This is a genomic window from Actinomadura meyerae (genome assembly GCF_900188445.1).
In the GTDB taxonomy this organism is placed as follows: Bacteria; Actinomycetota; Actinomycetes; order Streptosporangiales; family Streptosporangiaceae; genus Spirillospora; species Spirillospora meyerae.
Window position 1 is genome coordinate 1 of the sequence record NZ_FZOR01000005.1, and the last position, 18,124, is coordinate 18,124.

Here is an 18,124-nt window from a genome sequence, read left to right on the forward strand (position 1 = left end):
ATCCGATGCCTCAAACGCTACGTCGCCCGCGAGCTCTACCAGATCATCACCACAAACGATCTTAGACTCGCCGCTTGACATCCATAAGAGCATCCTCGCTGACCGGAAGCCCACGAGGTGGCTGGTCCTTCACGACCAGTGAACGTGACCGCTGCTCGATGCCTCTACCCCACCGATGGGCATCAGCAGCGAACGCCCCCACCAAGTGACGCACGGTGCCGCCTACGAATCCGCGGAGACGGCAAGGAGGCCCGAACGTCACGCCCCCGCCTCCATGCTGTCGCCGCCCAGCAAGGGCGTCCCCGAGCGCGAGCCGCTCATGGCAGTTGGACCCGGTTTCATCGCGGAAGCGGGAGTTCTCCCGTGAGCACCTGGGCGATGACGGTGGCGACCTCCCCCGCCGTCTCGTTGGACGGCGCCTGTGCCACCACTCGTGTTCCATCTCCGGGGAACCAGTGGCCGGGTATTTCGTGGGAGAGATACCAGCCCCAGGGACCGGGATCGTAGTCGCGCCACGGGGCTCCTGCGCCAGAGGAAGCGACTATGTCCTGGGCGACTCGGTCCGGGCGCCCGAGAGTGACGACCAGGGGTGCGTTGCCGTCCTCACCCCACGCAGGCGTGGCGGGCAGGCGTGGCAGCACCATGTAGGCGGCGACAGCGCGGCTCTCGGCCATCGCTGGGCCCTCTAGTGCGGCGACCGGCTCGTCGACGTGGTCGCAGACGAACTCCACCGCGGTAGTCAGCAGTGCGACTGGATCGACGATGGTTTCGTCGACGAAGTAGTTCTCCCCCGCGAAGCGTTCGGTGAGGGCGTCCAGCAGCCGGGACGGCAGGGGGCCGTAGGCACGAGTGAAGGCGTCGGCGATGGCGTGTTCCTCGATCACCGTCTGGATGCCGCACAGTGCCTCGGCCGCCGTCTGCAGCACTGACGGTGTGTACAGATGGATCGGACTGCGGCGAGCCGCATCGACGATCTCCTCGTGGCAGTACTCGATGAGACCCTCGTCGATCACTTCCGTCATGGGAACCTCCACGGGCGTCCGACACATCGCACATCATGCTGTATCCGAACGCTCACAAGGCGTGTTATGGAGAAGTCTGCCGCCTCCGATACGTGCCGCGCCTCGGCCCCTCAGGGACCGCAGCCGTCGGTCCTTCGCATCGCTGTACGGATCGCGGTCGGCTCCCCGGCGTTCCACGAACAGCCCTGGCCGGTCCAACCGAACCCGCATGTTGCCGGTGGAGTCGTACCACCCTGCCCCGGCTGCGGCGAGCAGCTCGCGGGCGCGCGGGGACAGGTACGGGGCCACCGCCAGACGTCCCAGGTCACCGGCCCCCGGTGTAGCGGTCTGCGCGTGACGGTCGAGTTGACGGAGGACCGCAGGGATATCACGAGGCTCGATGTTCGATTTGGTCTCTACGAGGATCCGGCCGCCGACCCTGTCGGGGGCTTGGACATCAAGGAGCAGGTCTGGACGCTCCTGTCCTCTCCCTTTCGGCTCGCGCACCACCCCCAAGTCCCAGCCTGGCGGCAACACAGAACGAAGCTCCCGCTCGAGCGCGCGCACGAGCTCCGTTCCACTAAGGGGCCTGTTCCGCTTCACGTGGAACAGCCTGCGCTGCGGAACAGCGCACGGCCGGCTGCGCGTCACCCACCGCGACGGCCCTGACTTCTATCTCACGGCCGCCGAACGTGAGGAGCAGCGCGACGAGAGCCTGGCGACCGCGTCGCGGATCTTCCTAGCGCTCATGAGGCACGATCCGACCGCCCGAACTTTGGTGCCGACCATGTCGGACGTGTATCCCTGGGTGCGCCACCTGAGTGCCGAAGAGGTCCGCGGCTTCACCTTGGAACTGGTCGAGGCCCTGTCGGACGCGGCCGAACTCGATCTCGACACCAACATCGGACAGGTCGTCACCGCCTGGCGCGCCACGGCCCGCATCAAGGCCGACCGAGCCGACCATGAGCAGGCAGTCCGGCCGACCTCCGGCGATTTCGGCCCGGTAGACGTCACGCCTTGAGCCCCGGACGAGGCGGCCGGGTCACCGTCCCGGAACCCGCCGACGGGCCCGAGTCCTGGTGTTGACTTATGGGGCACAGCGCTTGGACGGCCGCTTCCGGTGCAGGGGCTCCGGGGACGTGCCGCGTCCGGCAGCAGGGCTGTCGCGTCAAGGCTCTTTCGGATAGAAGTCCGGGTCGTCCTCGTTGGGGGTGGTCGGTGCGTACTGCCGCAGTTCGCCGTCCCTCAGCATCCACACCCTGAAGAACGACTCTTCCTGGTCCATCACGAAGACCTGCAGCGAATTGGGGTACCGCCAGGGCATCTGCGCGATGTGGTCCAGGATCGCGTTCACATCGGCATGGTTGAGCGCGCCGGCCCACACCTCACACTCCGGGTATTTCCATCCACCCCAGGCCGTGTCCTGGCCAGTGGTCTCACGCAGATATCCCACTCCACGCGGAGGCTTATCCGCGCCCCGCGGGGTTTCCCCACGCAGCCAATCGCTCAGCGACTCCACAAGCGGACGGTCTTCCATGTCTATCGACACCATCACGTTGGCCACCCAGCTCACGGAGCGATTCTGCACTCCGCGCCCGCCGGAGCGACACTGTTTTTCAGTAGGTCAGCCGGCAGCGGGCGGGTCACGCTACGAGGACGACCGCAATGAATAGGGGGCTGGCGCCCACTCCCAAGCAGGCCGCCGGCCCCGTTGATCAGGCCATCGCCCACTGGCGCCGGACATCGCGCCGTATCCCCGATGGCCACGGTCGCCATCAGCAGCACTCCGATCAGCTGCACCAGCACCGAAAGTACAGCCGCGCCTACCGCACTGATGTCGCTGAGCCTGTCCTGATCACGCGCGCTCCCGTGATCCGAGCCGGTTGGACGGTGAACACTCCGACCCCGCCCGGCACCGTGCCGTCAGGGTCGGCGTCGACCACGGTGAGGGCGGCGGACGCCGTGCAGTCGGCGATCGTGAGGGTGGGGCGGTGTGGTCGGCTGGACGTCCTGCCCCTTGTGCTCGGCCACGATCCGGGAGGATGCGGGGGTGGTTCTTGACGCCATCGATGCTGTGAACTGGGCGGCGATGCCCAATCCGACGTGGCATGAGTGCGATGAGCCGGAGCATGTTGCTCACGGGTTGCGGCTGCTGGCGACTTCCACAACCGTGCACCAGATCGGCGACGCGGCGGCGCTCCTCGCCGGGGGCGGCTTCATCAGCTCTCATGCGGGGATGGTGTTTCCCGCCGCCTTCGCGGCGACCCCGATCCTGTTGGACCTCGTCGAACACGGTCAGCGGCCACGTATCAAGGACGCGGCCCTCGGGCTCCTGGATGAAGCACTGAGGTATTTCCCCACCGCCGGCCACAATCGCGTGGACACGTCTTACGGCACTGGCGTTCCGCTCTGCTGCGCCATAGCGCGGTGCATTCGTGGCCGTCGAGATGCCCTCGTCCAATATGGACACCGAGGCAAGGGCCTCTTGGCTGAGGCGGACCTCCACTGGCGGCTGACCATTGAGGAGATCGATGACACCATGACCGCCCTTGCCGTTCTCGAAGGCGCGCCCTTTGAGCTCCCGAGGGAGGCGGAACTGCACAGCGTGCCAGGCGTATCGCCTGGGGCGACGGTTTATATCGACGCCCTGACCGCCGATGCCTCCGGTGCTGCGTTCATCCGGCTCAGGCGACCGCCATCGGTCATCATGTCCAGTGGTTCCGTCCTCTGCCCGGCCGAATGCGGCCTGCGGGAGCACTGAGTTCGGCACCGGCCCCATACCTCTCACTGGACTGGACGGAACGATGAGCGATTCGACCGCAAGCGCTGGAGTCCGGCCCTTTCGGTTCGGGGTTGTGGCTCCGGTCATGACGGATCTGCCCGCATGGCGGGAGCAGGTGCGGCGTATCGCCGACAGCGGGTACTCCACGCTACTGATGCCGGACGTCCCGCAATGGCAGCCCGCGCCCGCCCCCACGCTGGCCGTCGCGGCCACCATCACCGATCTGCGTGTGGGCACCTGGGTGTACGCCTCGCCGCTGCGTCCGGCTTGGAGCACCGCGTGGGAGGCGCACTCGCTGTCGGTGCTGACCGAGGGGCGATTCGAGTTGGGCATCGGTAGCGGCAGGCCTGGCATCGAGGACGAGCTCCGCGCGCGCGGGCTGCCCGTCCTGGCGCCTGGGGAGCGGCTGGCCCAGGTGGGCGAGACCGTGACGGCGCTGCGCGAACTCGACGGTCCCGGCCTGCACACGCCGGTGGTGATGGCCGTGCGCGGGCCGAAGGCCCAGGCCATGGCGGCCGGCCTCGCGGACACGGTCGCCTTCGCGATCATGCCGGGCGACGATCGGGCCACCATCGCGCAGGCGGTCAACGGCTTCCGGGCCGTCCATGACGTCGAACTCGCGCAGCATGTGGCCGTGGTCGGCGACTCCGTCGCGCCGTTCATGGCGTCCCCCGACACCGATCCCGCCGCGCTGCGCACCGCGGACTCGCTGGCGATCCTGCCGGACGATTCCGCGGCGGCCGCCGAAGAGATCCGGCGGCGGCGCGAGGAGCTCGGCTTCTCCTACTTCGTGTTCGGTGCCGATTCCGCCGCGGTGCTCGCCCCGGTCGTGGCCGAGCTGGCCGGGCAGTAGCCGTTACGGCAGGCCCGTGTACGGAGGGAAGAAGGTGTCGATCGCGTCGCCTTCGCCGCGTGTGACGACTCCTCGCTGGTTCGAGAACTCGCGGAAGCCTTCGATGCCGCGGTGCAGGCCGTAGCCGCTGGTGCCGGTGCCGCCGAAGCCCAGGGACGGCAGGACGCCCTGGACGGCGCAGGTGTTGACGCAGGCTCCGCCCGAGATCGTGTTGTTGAGGACGTGCCGGGCGACGGCCTCGTCGGGGGTGAAGACGTAGAGGGCGAGGGGGCGGTCTCCCCCGTTGACGTAGGCGATGGCGTTGTCGAGCCTGGTGTAGGTCTTGACGGGGAGGATGGGGCCGAAGATCTCCTCGCGCATGATCTGCAGGTCGTCGTCGGGGTCGATGACCAGGGTGAGCGGGATGCGGCGGGTGGCGCGGTCGGGGGCGGCCCCGGGTTCGAGGGTGATGATCTCGTGGCCGCCGGCCTTCGCCTCGTCCAGCATGGCCAGCAGGCGGTCCAGGTGGCGGTCGGTGATGATGCCCGTGCAGTCCGGGGACGCGGAGTAGCCGGCGGAGACGTGGGCTCGGGCGAGGTCGATGAAGTCGGTGAGCCGGGCCGCCGGGACGAGGCAGTAGTCGGGGGCGATGCAGACCTGCCCGCTCTTGACCGCCTTGTTCCCGATGATCTGGGCGACGGTCTCGGCGTCCACGGTGTGGACGATGGCCGGGTTCTTGCCGCCGAGTTCCAGGGTGAGGGGTGTGAGGTTGCGGGCGGCGGCCATGGCGACCTCGCGGCCCACGGCGGAGTTGCCGGTGTAGAGGAGGTGGTCCCAGGGCAGCGTCGGGAACTCCTTGGCCAGGTCGAGGCCGCCGCACACGACGGTGACGTGGTCGGGGTCGAAGGTCTCGTCGACCAGTTCGCGCAGGAGGTCGGCGCAGGTGGGGGCGAGCTCGGACGGTTTGATGATCACGCGGTTGCCGGCGGCGAGCATGTCGGCGAGCGGGCCGAGGGAGAGCAGGAACGGGAAGTTCCAGGGGGAGATGACGCCGAGCACGCCTTTGGGCTGGTATTCGATGGCGGCGGTGGCGCCGCCGAAGAAGGCGGGGTCGACGTGGCGCCGCTGCGGGGCCGTCCAGGCGGGGAGCTGCTCGGCGGCGTAGGCGGCCTGGCCGGCGACGCCGAACACCTCGGTCAGGGCGGTGAGCTGCTCGGGGTGGACGGCGAAGTCCTCCGCCATCGCCTGCTCGATGCGGGGGCGGGCCAGCATGACCATCGCCGCGAGCCGGCCGAGGTGCTCGCGGCGTTCGTCCAGGGTGGGGGTGCGGGCGGCGCGGCGCTGGGCGTCGAAGAGAGCGCGCAGGTCAGCCATGGTCGTCTACTTTCGTGAGGATCGGGCGCTCTTGATCAGGTCGACGCCGCGCCACGCGATCATCAGCGTGGCGGCGTTGGTGTTCGCCGAGGGGATCTCCGGGATGACCGACGCGTCGATCACGCGGAGGTTGGCCGTGCCGCGCACGCGCAGGGACGGGTCCACGACCTCGCCCATGCGGCAGGTGCCGACGGGGTGGAACCAGGTGTTGACCGTCCGGGCGACATAGGCGCGCAGGTCGTCGGTGTCCGGCCCGGGGAGGAGCTCCGTGCCGGTCCAGTCATGCAGGCCCGCGCCACGCACCAGCTCGCGCGAGACCTCGATGGCGCGGACGAGCGCGTCCCTGTCGTCCGGCGACTCCAGGTAGTTCGGGTCGATCAGCGGCTCGTCGGACGGGTCCGCCGAGCGGAGCCGGAGGCTGCCGCGGCTGCGCGGCCGGAGCAGGCACGGATAGAGGCTGTAGGCGGCGTCGAGGGAGACGGTGCCCTCGGCGGTGAGCGCGACGCTCAGCACGCCGAACTGCAGGTCGGGTGAGTCGAGCCCGGGGTCGGAGCGGCAGAACAGGCCGACCTCGCTGTGCTGGTGCCGGCTGAGCGGGACGGGCCGCCGGGCCTCCCAGGTCAGCGGGACGCCGAGGTGGTCGTGCAGGTTGCGTCCGACGCCGGGCAGGTCGAGCAGGCAGTCGACGCCCGCCTCGGCCAGTTCCGCGGACGGGCCGATGCCCGACAGCAGCAGGAGTTTGGGCGACTCGACGGTCCCGCCCGACACGATGGCCTCGGCGTCGACACCGGCGGTCAGGATCCGGCCGTCGCGCTCGTACTCGACGCCGGTGACCCGGCCGGTCCGGTCGAGGACGAGGCGGCGCGCGCGGGCCTGCGTCACCACCGTGAGGTTGGGCCGCTCCAGTGCCGGACGCAGGAACGCGTCCCCGCTGCTACAGCGGCGTCCGGCGACGGCCGTGAGCTGGTTCCAGCCCGCCCCGGCGGCCGAGGCGCCGTTGAAGTCGTCGTTGTACGGGTGGCCCGCCTCCAGTGCCGATTCGAGGAAGCCTTCGGCGTGCGGGCTGTGGTCGTCGGGGATCCTGACCTTCAGCGGCCCGCCGGTTCCCCGGTAGCGGGGGTCGCCGCCGGGGAAGTCCTCCAGGTCGCGGAAGGCCGGGAGGACGTCCTCATAGGCCCAGCCCTCGTTGCCCAGCCGCGCCCAGCCGTCATAGTCGCTCCGGGCGCCGCGCATGTAGACCATCGAGTTGATCGAGCTGGAGCCGCCGAGCACCCGGCCGCGCGGCCAGGGGATCCGCCGGCCGCCGGCGTGGTGCTGCGGCGCGGTGCGGTAGTTCCAGTCCGCGTCGCCGCCGAGGTTCTCGGCCCAGCGGACGCTGTCCCGGATCTCCGGCCGGTCATCGGGGCCGCCGGCCTCCAGCAGCAGCACTGTGGCATCGGTGCCGGCGGACAGCCGGTCGGCCAGCACGCAGCCGGCCGAGCCCGCCCCGACGATCACGTAGTCGTAAGCGTCACGCATGGCTGTTCCGCAACTCGGCGGTCGCGGCCTCGTCGACCTCGCCGGTATCGGTGATGACGACGCCGTAGTCGGTCCGCGCGCGCGCCGCCGACACATATCCGGCCCGTACGTCGGCCAGGACCTTCTCCACGGGACGCCCCAGCGGGTCACCGTGGCCGCCGCCTCCGCCGAGTTCGATGACGTGGGCGTCGCCCGCGGACAGGTCGAGTGCTCCGACCTTCCCGTTGGGGAAGGTGACCACCTCGCCTCCGGCCCGTTCGACCTGCACGTGGTTCCGCGCCGCGGCATGGCCCCCGTCCAGGCCCCAGGGCGCGCAGGAGGTGCGCTCGATCCAGGTGTCCAGCTTCGCGGCGGTGTGCACGCGGATCTTCAGCCGGGTGCCGAGACCGCCGCGGTGCCTCCCGGCGCCGCCGGAGTCCTGCACGAGGGAGTACTCCTCGACGGTGACCATCGGGTACTTGGCCTCCACCACCTCGACGGGCGCGTTGTGGGTGTCGCCGTCGTTGATGCACATCGTGGCGCTCTGCCCGTCGGCCTGAGATGTCGCGCCCCAGCCGCCGCCCTGCGGCCCGCCGTAGAACTGGAAGAACCGCCCGGTCGCCTCGTCCACGCCGTAGGTGTGCGACATCCCCAGGTCGGCGTGGTGGCCGGCGATGCTGATACCGGGCATGACCTCCGCCATCGCCCGGAACACGCAGTCGACGACCGTCATCGGATACGTCATCCACAGGCGCATCGCGGCCGGCTTGACCGCGCTGACGACCGTGCCCGGCGGCAGGACCACCTCCAGCGGGCGCAGCGAGCCGTGGTTGATCGGGTACTCGTCCGGCGAGGTGAGGCATTTGAACGCGACCTGCGCGGCCGAGCGCCCGGCGGTGGCGCCCGAGTTGAAGTAGCCCGCGACCTGCGGGCTCATCTCGCTGAGGTCGATGGTCATCGCGTCGCCCTCGACCGCGACGCGGACGCGGACGGGGATCCGCTCGCCGACCTTCACCGCGTCGTCGTCCATGTAGGCCTCGGCGCGGTACTCGCCGTCCGGGATGCGCCGGACGGCCTGCCGGGCCAGCTCCTCGCCGCGGCGGAACACGTCGGCGATGCCCGCCCGGACGACGTCGGCGCCGTAGCGTTCGAGCATCGCGCGCATCCGGGTCTCGCCGGTGCGGACGGCGGCGACCTGCGCCCGGAAGTCGCCCATCGCGAGGTCCTCGAACCGGACGTTCATCGCGATCAGCCGGGTCAGCTCCTCGTCCTGGACGCCCTCCTTGAAGATCTTCACGATCGGGACCTGGAGGCCCTCGGAGTAGATGTCGGTGGTGGTGCCGCCGAGCACGCCGCCGACGTCGATCCAGTGCGCCATCGACGCGGCGAAGGCGACCAGCTCGCCGTCGTGGAAGATCGGCAGCGTGAAGATCATGTGGTTGAGGTGGCTGCCCATGATGTAGGCGTCGTTGGTGAGCAGGATGTCGCCCGGCCGGATGCCGTCCGGCCCGTAGAACTCCAGCTTCGCCTTGATCGCGTCGGACAGGCCGCCCACGAACATCGGCAGCCCCAGCCCGACCGAGATCGTCTCGCCGGAGGCGTCGAACAGCCCGACGGTGAAGTCCTGGGCCTCGTAGATGATGAGGTTGTACGCCGTGCGCATCAGGTTCGTCTTCATCTCCTCGGTGATCGAGACGAACCCGGCGCGGATGATCTCGGCGGTGATCGGATCGATGTCGGTCACGGTCGGGCTCCGATCTCCAGCAGCAGGTTCCCGTACCCGTCGACGTCGGCGCGGTCGCCGGGGTGCAGCAGGGTGGTGGCGGTCGGCTCCTCGATGGCGGCGGGCCCGGTGACGCGGTTGCCGGCCCGCAGCGCCGCCCGCGCGAGCACCGGTACCGCGACCGCGCCCCCGGCGGGGGCGAAGACGATGTCGCGGGTGCCGGTCCGGGCGTCGGCGGGCGGGCTCTCGCCGCCCTCTTCGATCTTGGTGAGGTCGGGTTTGCGGAGCCGGCCGACCGCAGAGACCCGCAGGCTGACGATCTGCGCGGGCTCGCCGGGGGCGCTGTGGCTGTAGCGCCGCTCGTGCGCGATGTCGAAGGCCCGCTTGAGGTCGCCGATGGTGCGGATCGTCCCGGACGGGAGGTCGACCGTGACGGTGTGCTCCTGGCCGACGTACCGCATGTCCGCCGCGCGCAGGAACTCCACCCCGCCGAACCGCAGCGAGCCGGCGGCGAGGGCGCGCTCGCACTCGTCCTCCAGCGTCCGGTACGCCTCCTCGATCTCCTCGGCGGTCGTGTCGCCGAGGGTCCGCACGCCCGTCTGGACGACGTCGTGGCGCTGGTCGGCCATGAGCATGCCGAGCGCCGAGAACAGGGCCGGGACCTGCGGCACGACCACGCGCCGGACGGACAGCTCGCGGGCGACCTGCGAGACGTGCAGCGGGCCGTTCCCGCCGTAGGCGACCAGGGTGAAGTCCCGGGGGTCGAGGCCCCGCTCGGTGGTGACCGCGCGGACGGAGTTGGCCATCGAGGCGGCCCCGATGGCGATGATCCCGGCGGCGGTGGCGACGGGGTCCATGCCGAGGCGGTCGGCCAGCCCGCCGACCGCGCGGTGGGCGGCGTCGCCGTCGAGGCGCAGCCCGCCGGCGAGCGCACCGCTCGGCGCCAGGTGCCCGAGGACCACCGACGCGTCGGTGATCGTGGGCTCGGTGCCGCCGCGGCCGTAGCAGGCCGGGCCGGGGTCGGCGCCCGCGCTGCGCGGCCCGACGTGGACGCCGCCGGCCTCGTCCAGCCACGCGACGCTGCCGCCGCCGGTGCCGACCTCCACGATGTCCAGGCAGGGGACGCGGATCGGGAGGCCGGTGGCGTAGCCGCCGAGGAAGTAGTCGCTGGCCATCGGGAACGTCAGGTCGCGGATCACCGCCGACTTCGCCGTCGTGCCGCCCATGTCGAACGCGATCGCCTCGCGGCGGCCGAGCGCCTCGCACAGCGCGATCGTGCCGACGACGCCGCCGGCCGGGCCCGACTCCAGCATCTGCACGCACTGCCCGGACGCCGTGGCCACGTCGGACACGCCGCCGTTGGACTGCATGACCGCGAGCGGCGCGCCGGAGCCGCCCGCCCGCAGCCGGTCTTCGAGGCGGCCGAGGTAGTCGCTGACCAGCGGGCCCACGAACGCGTTGGCCACGACCGTCGACGTCCGCTCGAACTCGCGGTACTCCCGGCTGATCTCGTGCGACAGCGTGACGTACGCGCCGGGCAGCTCGTCCCGCAGGATCTCGCCCACCCGGATCTCGTGCGCCGGGTTCCGGTAGGCGTGCAGCAGCACCACGGCCACCGCCTCGGCGCCGAGCGCGGCCAGCCGGCGGGCGATGGCGCGGGTGCGGGGCTCGTCCAGCTCCCGGGCGATCCCGCCGCCGGCGCGGGTCCGCTCCGGCACCTCGAAGATCATCTCGCGGGGGATCAGCGGCCGGTGCCGGGTGAAGGCGAGGTTGAACGCGTCCGGGCGGTTGATGCGGCCGATCTCGTACACGTCCCGGAACCCCGCCGTGGTGAGCAGCGCGGTCCGCGCGCCCTTGCGCTCGATCAGCGCGTTCACCACGACGGTGCTGCCGTGGATGGCGAAGTCCAGGTCCGGTACGGGGACGCCCGCCGCCCCCAGGCCGCCGAACACGCCGTCGATGAGGTCGTGGGGCGTACTGAGGGCCTTGCCCAGCATGAGCGTGCCCTTGACGTCGTCGTAGGCCACGACGTCGGTGAAGGTCCCGCCGATGTCGATGGCGGCCCTGATCGGCATGTGCTACCCCTTCGGGTTGATGGGACTCCTCATGGGTGCCTGCGCAGCGCCACGCGTTCGAGCAGGTCGACGGCGGCGAACGTCAGGGCGCCCAGCACGGCCAGGGTGATGACGCAGGCGAACAGCAGCGGGACGTTCTGGTTGCCGCTCGCCGAGATCGTCAGGTAGCCGAGGCCCGACCCGCCGACGATGAACTCGCCGACGACGACCCCGATCACCGCGAAGGTGATGGCGACCTTGAGACCGGCCAGGACGCTCGGCAGCGCGTTCGGCAGGCGGACGAGGCGGAACAGCCGCCAGCGGGACGCGCCCATCGAGCGGCCCAGCCTGACCAGGTCCGGGTCGATCGAGGTGAGGCCGAGCGCGGTGTTGACGATCACGGGGAAGATCGCGACGGACACGGCGATCAGCACGTTGGTCATCAGCCCGAAGCCGAGCCACACGATGAACAGCGGGCCCAGCGCCACCTTCGGCACGGCCTGGCTCATCACCAGCAGCGGATAGCCCAGCCGCTCCACCGCGCGGGAGAACGCCATCGGGACGGCGACCGCCACACCGGCCACGGCCGAGATCCCGAACGCCAGGAGGATCCCGCGCAGCGTCACCCAGCTCTCCCGCAGCAGCGGCTCGTGATAGGTCGACAGCGCCTCGGCCACCTGGACCGGGGTGGGCAGCAGGTAGTCCGGGGTACCGCCGAACAGCACGACCGCCTGCCACACCGCCACGACCAGCGCGATCGCGAGCAGGTACCAGAACGCGGTCAGCTCGCCGATCCGCCGTGCGAGCCTAGGCATCGGGCACCGCCTCCCCCGCCCCGGCTCCGGCGGGCTCGGCCTCCGGACGCCCGTGGGTGAGCATGCGGCGGAGGCGGCCGGTGCAGGCGACGAACTCCGGGGTCTCGCGGACCTCCGCCGGCCGGGGCCGCGGCAGGTCGATCCGGACCTCGCCGACGATCCGGCCCGGACGCGGCGACATCACGACCACCCGGTCGGCGAGGAAGGCGGCCTCGTCGATCCCGTGCGTCACGAACAGCACCGAGGTCCCGGCCCGTGCGGCCAGCCCGCCGAGTTCGGTGTTGAGGTTCTCCCTGGTGAGGGCGTCGAGCGCACCGAACGGCTCGTCCATGAACAGCAGCGGCGGCCGGTGCACCAGCGCGCGGCACAGCGCCACGCGCTGCCGCATGCCGCCGGACAGCTCGCGGGGGAACCGCCGGGCGAAGCGCGACATCCCGACCATCTCCAGGAGTTCCCGGGCGTGCTCGCGGTGCGGGGCGGTGGCCAGCCCGCGCATCTGGAACTGGAGGAGGACGTTGTCCTCGCAGGTGCGCCAGTCCAGGAGCAGGTCGCGCTGGAACATGACCCCGGCCTCCAGCAGCGGCCCGGTCACCGGCCGGTCCCCGATCGTCACCTCGCCGCCGGTCGGGGCGTCGAGACCGGCCATGATCGTCAGCATCGTGCTCTTGCCGCAGCCGCTGGGCCCGAGCACGCTGACGAACTCGCCGGGGGCGATGGTGAGGTCGACGCCGTCCAGCGCAACGATCGTCCCGTCGCGGGAGGGGAACTCCTTCGCCAGGCCCGCCGCCCGCAGGGGGCGGGCCGTCCCGTCCTCGCCGCCGGCCCGGCGGCGCAGGTCAGCACGTGCCGGAGCCAAGGCCGCCTCCCTCCTTGAACAGGGCGTTGTCGAAGTACGTGCCGGTGCCGCGCAGGCCCGCCGTGCGCTTCAGCGCCTCGACGGTGCCCTTCCAGTCGGCCGGGGCGTTCTCCCCGTACGGGCGGCCGCTCTGCGTGGGCGCGCACATGAAGCCGAGGACGGCCTTCAGCACTCCGAGCGACTGCTTCGGGTCGAGTTCGGGATGCTCTTTGGTGAGCGCCTTGATGGCGGCATCGGGGTCCTTCTTCGCCGCCTGGAAGCCGCGCAGCGTGGCGCGCGCGAAGCTCCGGACGAGCTGCGGCCGGTCCCGCATGGTCTTCTTCGTGACCACCAGGACGTAGTCGGGCGGGTTGAACCCGGCGTCCGACTGCATCAGGACGTTCGACGCCCGCCGCCGCGTCTGCGGCAGGAAGGACCGGACGGTGTACATGGCGTCGGCCTTGCCGCTGACGTAGGTAGTGACCAGCGCGTTGGCGTCCGCGACGACGGGTTTGACGTCGGACTTGGCAAGCCCCGCGGCCGCCAGCGCCGCGTACATGTTCTGCTCCACCAGCGCGGACACCGCGATGGAACGGCCGCGCAGGTTCTGGATCGAGGCGATGCCGGAGTCCGCCGGGACGAAGAACCCGAAACTGCTCCGGCCGAGGTAGGTGGCGGCGCCGACGACCTGCTGCCCCCGGTCGATCGACATGATCAGGTTGGTCGCGGCGGCCATGCCGAAGTCCGATCCGCCGTTGCCGACGTCGGTGACGGTCTGCCCGGAGCCCTTGCTGTCGCGGATGGCGACGTCCAGGCCCTCCTCCTCGAAGTAGCCGAGCTCGTCGGCGTAGTACAGCGGCGCGTCACCGCCGCTGGTCACGAACGGGCCGCGATAGGTGACCTTCGTCAGGGACGTCCCGCCGGCCCTGCCGTCACCGCAGCCGGCGCCCGCCATGAGCAGCGCGCCCAGCACGGCCCCGGCCGCGACACCGCGCCCGGTCCCGCCGGAGAGGACCACCGCCACCACCACCCTTTCCGCTCAGTGTTGGCCTTTCCGTCAGCGTTGGACGCATCTATGGAGCAGTTGTATCCAACTCACAGCTTGGAATGTACAGTTGCATCGCAACGATGTACAGACTCGGCATGAGTCGCCTGCGACGAGAGGACTGGGCGTGCGACTGACCACAATCCGGCTGGACGACGGCAGGACGGCGGCGGGGCGGCTCGACGGCGAGCGGATCGTCCTGCTGCCGTACGAGGACGCGGGGGCGCTGCTCGCCTCCGGACCGGGCTGGCGGGACCGGGCCGGGCGGGAGACCGGCCGCACCGTGCCGGCGGCCGGGGCCGACCTCGCGCCGCCCGTCCCGAACCCCGAGAAGATCCTCTGCGTGGGCGTCAACTACCGCGACCACATCGCGGAGGTGGGCATCGAGCCGCCCGAGCATCCGACGATCTTCGCCAAGTACGCCCGCAGCCTCATCGGCCCGTACGACGACATCGCCCTGCCCGCCGGCTCCGACGCCGTGGACTGGGAGGTCGAGCTCGGCGTGGTGATCGGCGAGACGGCCCGGCACGTGCGCGCCGACCGGGCGTGGGACGTGATCGCCGGCTACACCGTCGTCAACGACATCAGCATGCGCGACTGGCAGTTCCGCACGTCGCAGTTCCTGCAGGGCAAGACGTTCGAGGCCAGTACCCCGGTCGGGCCCTGGCTCGTCACGCCCGACGAGGTGGGGCACGCGCGGGCGTGCACCCTCACCTGCGCCGTCGACGACGACGTGATGCAGAAGTCGGTCACCAGCGAGCTGGTCTTCTCGGCCGCCGAGATCATCTCCTACATCAGCTCCTTCATCACGCTGGCCCCCGGCGACCTGATCGCCACCGGGACGCCCGGCGGCGTCGGCGGCGCGCGCAAGCCCCCCGTCTACCTCGCGCCCGGCCAGACGGTCACCTCGCGGATCGACGGCATCGGCGAGCTGGTCAACCGCTGCGTCGCGCCCGCGCCCGCCCCGGCGCGCCGGTGAGGAGGGCGCGCCGATGCAGGTGATCGAGTTCTTCGACCGGGGCGTCCTGGTCAACCCGGACGGCGTCGCCTTCGTCCACGCGGACGGCACCGGGGCCCTGACCTACGCCGAGGCCGCCGACATCACCCACCGGGTCGCGGCCGCGCTGCACCGCGACGGCGCCGGGCACGGCACGCCGGTGGCGGTGCTCAGCGGTAACACTCCTCAGCTGTTCCCGTTCGTCCTCGGGGTGCTGCGCGCCGGGTGCGCGTGGGTGGCGCTCAACGCGCGGGCCACGCCGCAGGATCTGATCGCGCTGCTGCGCCTCGTCGGGGCGCGCGCGCTGCTGCACTCCGGCGAGCTGGCCGATGTCGCCGGGCGGATCCGGGACGAGGTCGAGACGCTCGACCGCACCGTCTGCGTCGACCGGCCGGAGGAGTGGCTCGCCCCGCCCGGCACGCGGGTGCCGCTGCCGCCCCTGGACCCCGAGGCGGTGGCCGGCTACTTCGGCACCGGCGGCACGACGGGGCGCCCCAAGGCCGTCGAGGTGCCGAACCGGGCCTTCGAGACGATGATCCACGCCTTCAACGCGCACATGCCCGAGCACGACCCCGTCCACCTCGTCGCGGCGCCCATGACCCATGCCGCCGGGACGCTCGTCTTCCCCGTCCTCGCCGTCGGCGGGCGCAACGTCGTGCACGACGGGGTGGTGCCCGGCGAGATCCTCGCATCGGTCGAGCGGAACGCGGTGACCCGGCTCTTCCTCCCGCCGACCGCGATCTACGCCCTGCTGGACCATCCGGACGCGGCCCGCCGCGACATGTCGAGCCTGCGCTACTTCCTGTACGGGGCGGCCCCCATGTCGGTCACCAAGCTGGAAGAGGCGATGGACGTCTTCGGGCCGGTGATGGCCCAGTTCTACGGGCAGACGGAACTGCCGATGATGTGCGCGTTCCTCAGCCCGGACGAGCACGTGGCGGCGCGGGCCGAGCCGCGGCTGCGGGGTCGGCTGGCGAGTTGCGGGCGTCCCACCCTCGTCGCCGACGTCGCGGTCGTGGACGACGAGAACGCTCCGCTGCCGCCCGGCGAGAAGGGCGAGATCGTGGTGCGCAGCTCGCTGCGCATGAAGGGCTACCACCGGGCCCCCGACCAGACCGCCGCGGTCAGCCTCCCCGGAGACTGGCTGGCCACCGGCGACGTCGGGCACTTCGACGCCGACGGCTACCTCTACATCGTGGACCGGAAACGCGACCTCATCATCTCCGGGGGCTTCAACGTCTTCCCCAGCGAGGTGGAGCAGGTGCTGCTCGGCCACCCGGCCGTGCGGGACTGCGCGGTCATCGGCCTCCCCGACGACAAGTGGGGCGAGCGGGTGGCGGCCGTCGTCGAGCTCAAGAGCGGCGCGGACGCCGATCCGGCGGAGCTCATCGCGGCCTGCCGGGACGCGCTCGGCGGCGTCCGGGCGCCCAAGGAGGTCATCTTCCGCGAGCTGCCGCGGTCACCGGTCGGCAAGGTGCTCAAGCGCGAGCTGCGCGACGGGTACTGGCACGGCCGGGACCGCAAGGTGTGACCCCGATTGTCTACGATGAGCGCGACACTGTATACAATGGAGCCCACTCTCAGTAATCCAGCCAGTGTCGGATCCGAACGAGGTACGCACCCGTGAGCACAGGCTCCGCGGCACCCAAGGCCGGCGCGGGGACGCGGAACGTGCACGAGACCCTGCGGCGGCTCATCCTGGAGTGCCAGCTTCCGCCCGGCGCGGAGATCTCCCAGCTCGAACTCAGCCGCAAGCTGTCCGTCAGCCGCACCCCGCTGCGCGAGGCGCTGCGCCTGCTGGAGAGCGAGGGCCTGGTCGAGGACAGCGGCCCGCACCGCTCGGTCAGGATCAGCTCGCTGAGCATGAACGACCTGGACGACCTCTACTCCCTGCGCGTCATGGGCGAGGGCCTGGCCATCTGGCTCACCGTCCCGATGCTCCGCGGCGCCGACTTCGAGCGGCTGGAGTGGGAACTCGAGCACGCCGCCCCCGGCGGCGACACCGAGGCGCACCGGCGCTTCCACGCCATCCTGCGCGCCGGGGCCGGGCCGCGGCTGCGCGCCCATCTGGACCGGCTCTTCGACCACGCCGAGCGCTACCACCGCGCCTACATGTTCCAAGAGCAGGACAGCGGCGGCTTCGAGGCCAAGCTCGAAGAGCACCGGAGACTGCTGGAGGCGTGCCGCGCCCGCGACCGGCACCGCGCCCGCGACCTGCTGGTCGACCACATCGCCGGCACGGCCATCGCCCTGATGACCGCCGAGCGGCACGCCCCCTTCTCGCTGCCGATCGCCGTGGCCATGGCCAAGGCCGGCGGGGCGCCGCCGGCTCCGTGACCCGTCCGGACGGCGTCTGACTGATGCCCGGCGGGGAGGGCAGAATGGCGCCATGACGCGGACTGTGAACCTGCCCGGTGGCGCCGTGCTGCCGTCCATCGGCTTCGGGACCTGGGAGCTCGGCCACAAGGAGGCGTACGACTCGGTACGGGCGGCGCTCGACATCGGCTACCGGCACATCGACACCGCGACGCTCTACCGGAACGAGGCGGACGTCGGCAGGGCGGTGAAGGACAGCGGCGTCGACCGCGAGCAGGTGTTCATCACCACCAAGCTGCGGCCGAAGGACGCGCGCAAGGCCCGCCGCACCCTGGAGGAGAGCCTCCGGCAGCTCGGCACCGACTACGTCGACCTCTGGCTGATCCACTGGCCGACCGGGCCGGCCGACCTCGTCCCGACGTGGCGGGAGCTGCTGGCGGCCAGGGACGCGGGGCTGGCCCGCACCGTCGGGGTCAGCAACTACAGCCCGGCGCAGATCGACGAGCTGACCGAGGCCACCGGGGAGCAGCCCGCGGTCAACCAGATCCCGTGGAGCCCCGCGCAGCACGACCCGGCCCTGCTGGACGAGCACCGGCGCCGGAGCATCGTCGTCGAGGGCTACAGCGGGCTGAAGAACACCAACCTCCGCGACCGCGTCCTCACCGGGATCGCGGAGCGGCACGGGGTCACCGCCGCCCAGGTCGTCCTGCGGTGGCATCTGGAGCACGAGATCGTGATCCTGCCCAGGTCGTCGCGGCGGGAGCGCATCGCCGCCAACTTCGACCTGGAGGGGTTCGACCTCACCGCCGAGGACGTCGCCGCGATCGACGGCCTCAGCCGGGCCGGCTGAGGG

At 71.3% G+C, this 18,124-nt stretch carries 16 protein-coding genes; 7 read left to right on the forward strand and 9 right to left on the reverse strand.

Annotation, left to right across the window (positions count from 1 at the left end; genetic code table 11):
* Positions 1–338: 338 nt before the first annotated feature.
* Positions 339–1,022, reverse strand: a complete 684-nt coding sequence (locus CHF16_RS07025; protein WP_089325108.1) for a hypothetical protein — start codon at positions 1,020–1,022, stop codon at positions 339–341.
* Between the two features lie 766 nt (positions 1,023–1,788).
* Between CHF16_RS07025 and CHF16_RS07030 the strand changes: the two genes are divergently transcribed.
* On the forward strand, positions 1,789–2,022 hold the full coding sequence (locus tag CHF16_RS07030; protein ID WP_218826563.1) for a hypothetical protein: 234 nt from the start codon (positions 1,789–1,791) through the stop codon (positions 2,020–2,022).
* Between the two features lie 147 nt (positions 2,023–2,169).
* Here the strand turns inward: CHF16_RS07030 and CHF16_RS07035 are convergent, their stop codons facing one another.
* Positions 2,170–2,574: a squamosa promoter-binding protein 15 gene (locus CHF16_RS07035; protein WP_089325109.1), complete on the reverse strand. Its 405-nt coding sequence runs from the start codon at positions 2,572–2,574 to the stop codon at positions 2,170–2,172.
* Positions 2,575–3,051: 477 nt separating this feature from the next.
* On the opposite strand from CHF16_RS07035, the gene CHF16_RS07045 reads away from it, so the two are divergent.
* Positions 3,052–3,762, forward strand: coding sequence for a hypothetical protein (locus CHF16_RS07045; RefSeq protein WP_179271423.1), 711 nt, complete (start codon positions 3,052–3,054; stop codon positions 3,760–3,762).
* A gap of 106 nt (positions 3,763–3,868) precedes the next feature.
* On the forward strand, positions 3,869–4,636 hold the full coding sequence (locus CHF16_RS07050) for an LLM class flavin-dependent oxidoreductase (protein WP_218826564.1): 768 nt from the start codon (positions 3,869–3,871) through the stop codon (positions 4,634–4,636).
* A gap of 3 nt (positions 4,637–4,639) precedes the next feature.
* Here the strand turns inward: CHF16_RS07050 and CHF16_RS07055 are convergent, their stop codons facing one another.
* The 7 genes from CHF16_RS07055 to CHF16_RS07085 are packed head-to-tail and all read right to left on the reverse strand — an operon-like array spanning position 4,640 to position 13,937.
* The gene (locus CHF16_RS07055) at positions 4,640–5,989 is read right to left on the reverse strand and encodes an aldehyde dehydrogenase family protein (protein WP_089325113.1); all 1,350 of its coding nucleotides are present in this window, start codon (positions 5,987–5,989) and stop codon (positions 4,640–4,642) included.
* 6 nt (positions 5,990–5,995) lie between these two features.
* Positions 5,996–7,507 (reverse strand): GMC family oxidoreductase, encoded by a 1,512-nt coding sequence (locus tag CHF16_RS07060; protein WP_089325114.1) that lies wholly within the window; start codon positions 7,505–7,507, stop codon positions 5,996–5,998.
* On the reverse strand, positions 7,500–9,230 hold the full coding sequence (locus CHF16_RS07065) for a hydantoinase B/oxoprolinase family protein (RefSeq protein WP_089325115.1): 1,731 nt from the start codon (positions 9,228–9,230) through the stop codon (positions 7,500–7,502). The genes CHF16_RS07060 and CHF16_RS07065 overlap by 8 nt, the downstream gene beginning before the upstream one ends.
* Positions 9,227–11,284: a hydantoinase/oxoprolinase family protein gene (locus tag CHF16_RS07070; RefSeq protein WP_089325116.1), complete on the reverse strand. Its 2,058-nt coding sequence runs from the start codon at positions 11,282–11,284 to the stop codon at positions 9,227–9,229. The genes CHF16_RS07065 and CHF16_RS07070 overlap by 4 nt, the downstream gene beginning before the upstream one ends.
* 29 nt (positions 11,285–11,313) lie before the next feature.
* On the reverse strand, positions 11,314–12,078 hold the full coding sequence (locus CHF16_RS07075) for an ABC transporter permease (RefSeq protein WP_089325117.1): 765 nt from the start codon (positions 12,076–12,078) through the stop codon (positions 11,314–11,316).
* Complete coding sequence (locus CHF16_RS07080) at positions 12,071–12,934, reverse strand: ABC transporter ATP-binding protein (protein ID WP_245868269.1); 864 nt, start codon at positions 12,932–12,934, stop codon at positions 12,071–12,073. The genes CHF16_RS07075 and CHF16_RS07080 overlap by 8 nt, the downstream gene beginning before the upstream one ends.
* Entirely contained in the window at positions 12,915–13,937 is a 1,023-nt protein-coding gene (locus CHF16_RS07085; RefSeq protein ID WP_143227899.1) for an ABC transporter substrate-binding protein, read from the reverse strand. The genes CHF16_RS07080 and CHF16_RS07085 overlap by 20 nt, the downstream gene beginning before the upstream one ends.
* 148 nt (positions 13,938–14,085) lie before the next feature.
* Here CHF16_RS07085 and CHF16_RS07090 point away from each other — a divergent pair, with 148 nt between their 5' ends.
* From CHF16_RS07090 to CHF16_RS07105, 4 genes are all read left to right on the forward strand, one after another.
* A complete protein-coding gene (locus CHF16_RS07090) occupies positions 14,086–14,937 on the forward strand; it encodes a fumarylacetoacetate hydrolase family protein (RefSeq protein ID WP_089325119.1) in 852 nt (283 codons plus the stop codon).
* A gap of 13 nt (positions 14,938–14,950) precedes the next feature.
* The gene (locus CHF16_RS07095) at positions 14,951–16,486 is read left to right on the forward strand and encodes an AMP-binding protein (RefSeq protein WP_089325120.1); all 1,536 of its coding nucleotides are present in this window, start codon (positions 14,951–14,953) and stop codon (positions 16,484–16,486) included.
* A 92-nt stretch (positions 16,487–16,578) separates the two neighbouring features.
* Positions 16,579–17,292 carry a GntR family transcriptional regulator gene (locus tag CHF16_RS07100; protein ID WP_089325121.1) on the forward strand — a complete coding sequence of 238 codons (714 nt, stop codon included), beginning with the start codon at positions 16,579–16,581 and terminating at the stop codon, positions 17,290–17,292.
* Positions 17,293–17,344: 52 nt separating this feature from the next.
* Complete coding sequence (locus tag CHF16_RS07105; RefSeq protein WP_089325122.1) at positions 17,345–18,121, forward strand: aldo/keto reductase; 777 nt, start codon at positions 17,345–17,347, stop codon at positions 18,119–18,121.
* Positions 18,122–18,124: the final 3 nt, after the last annotated feature.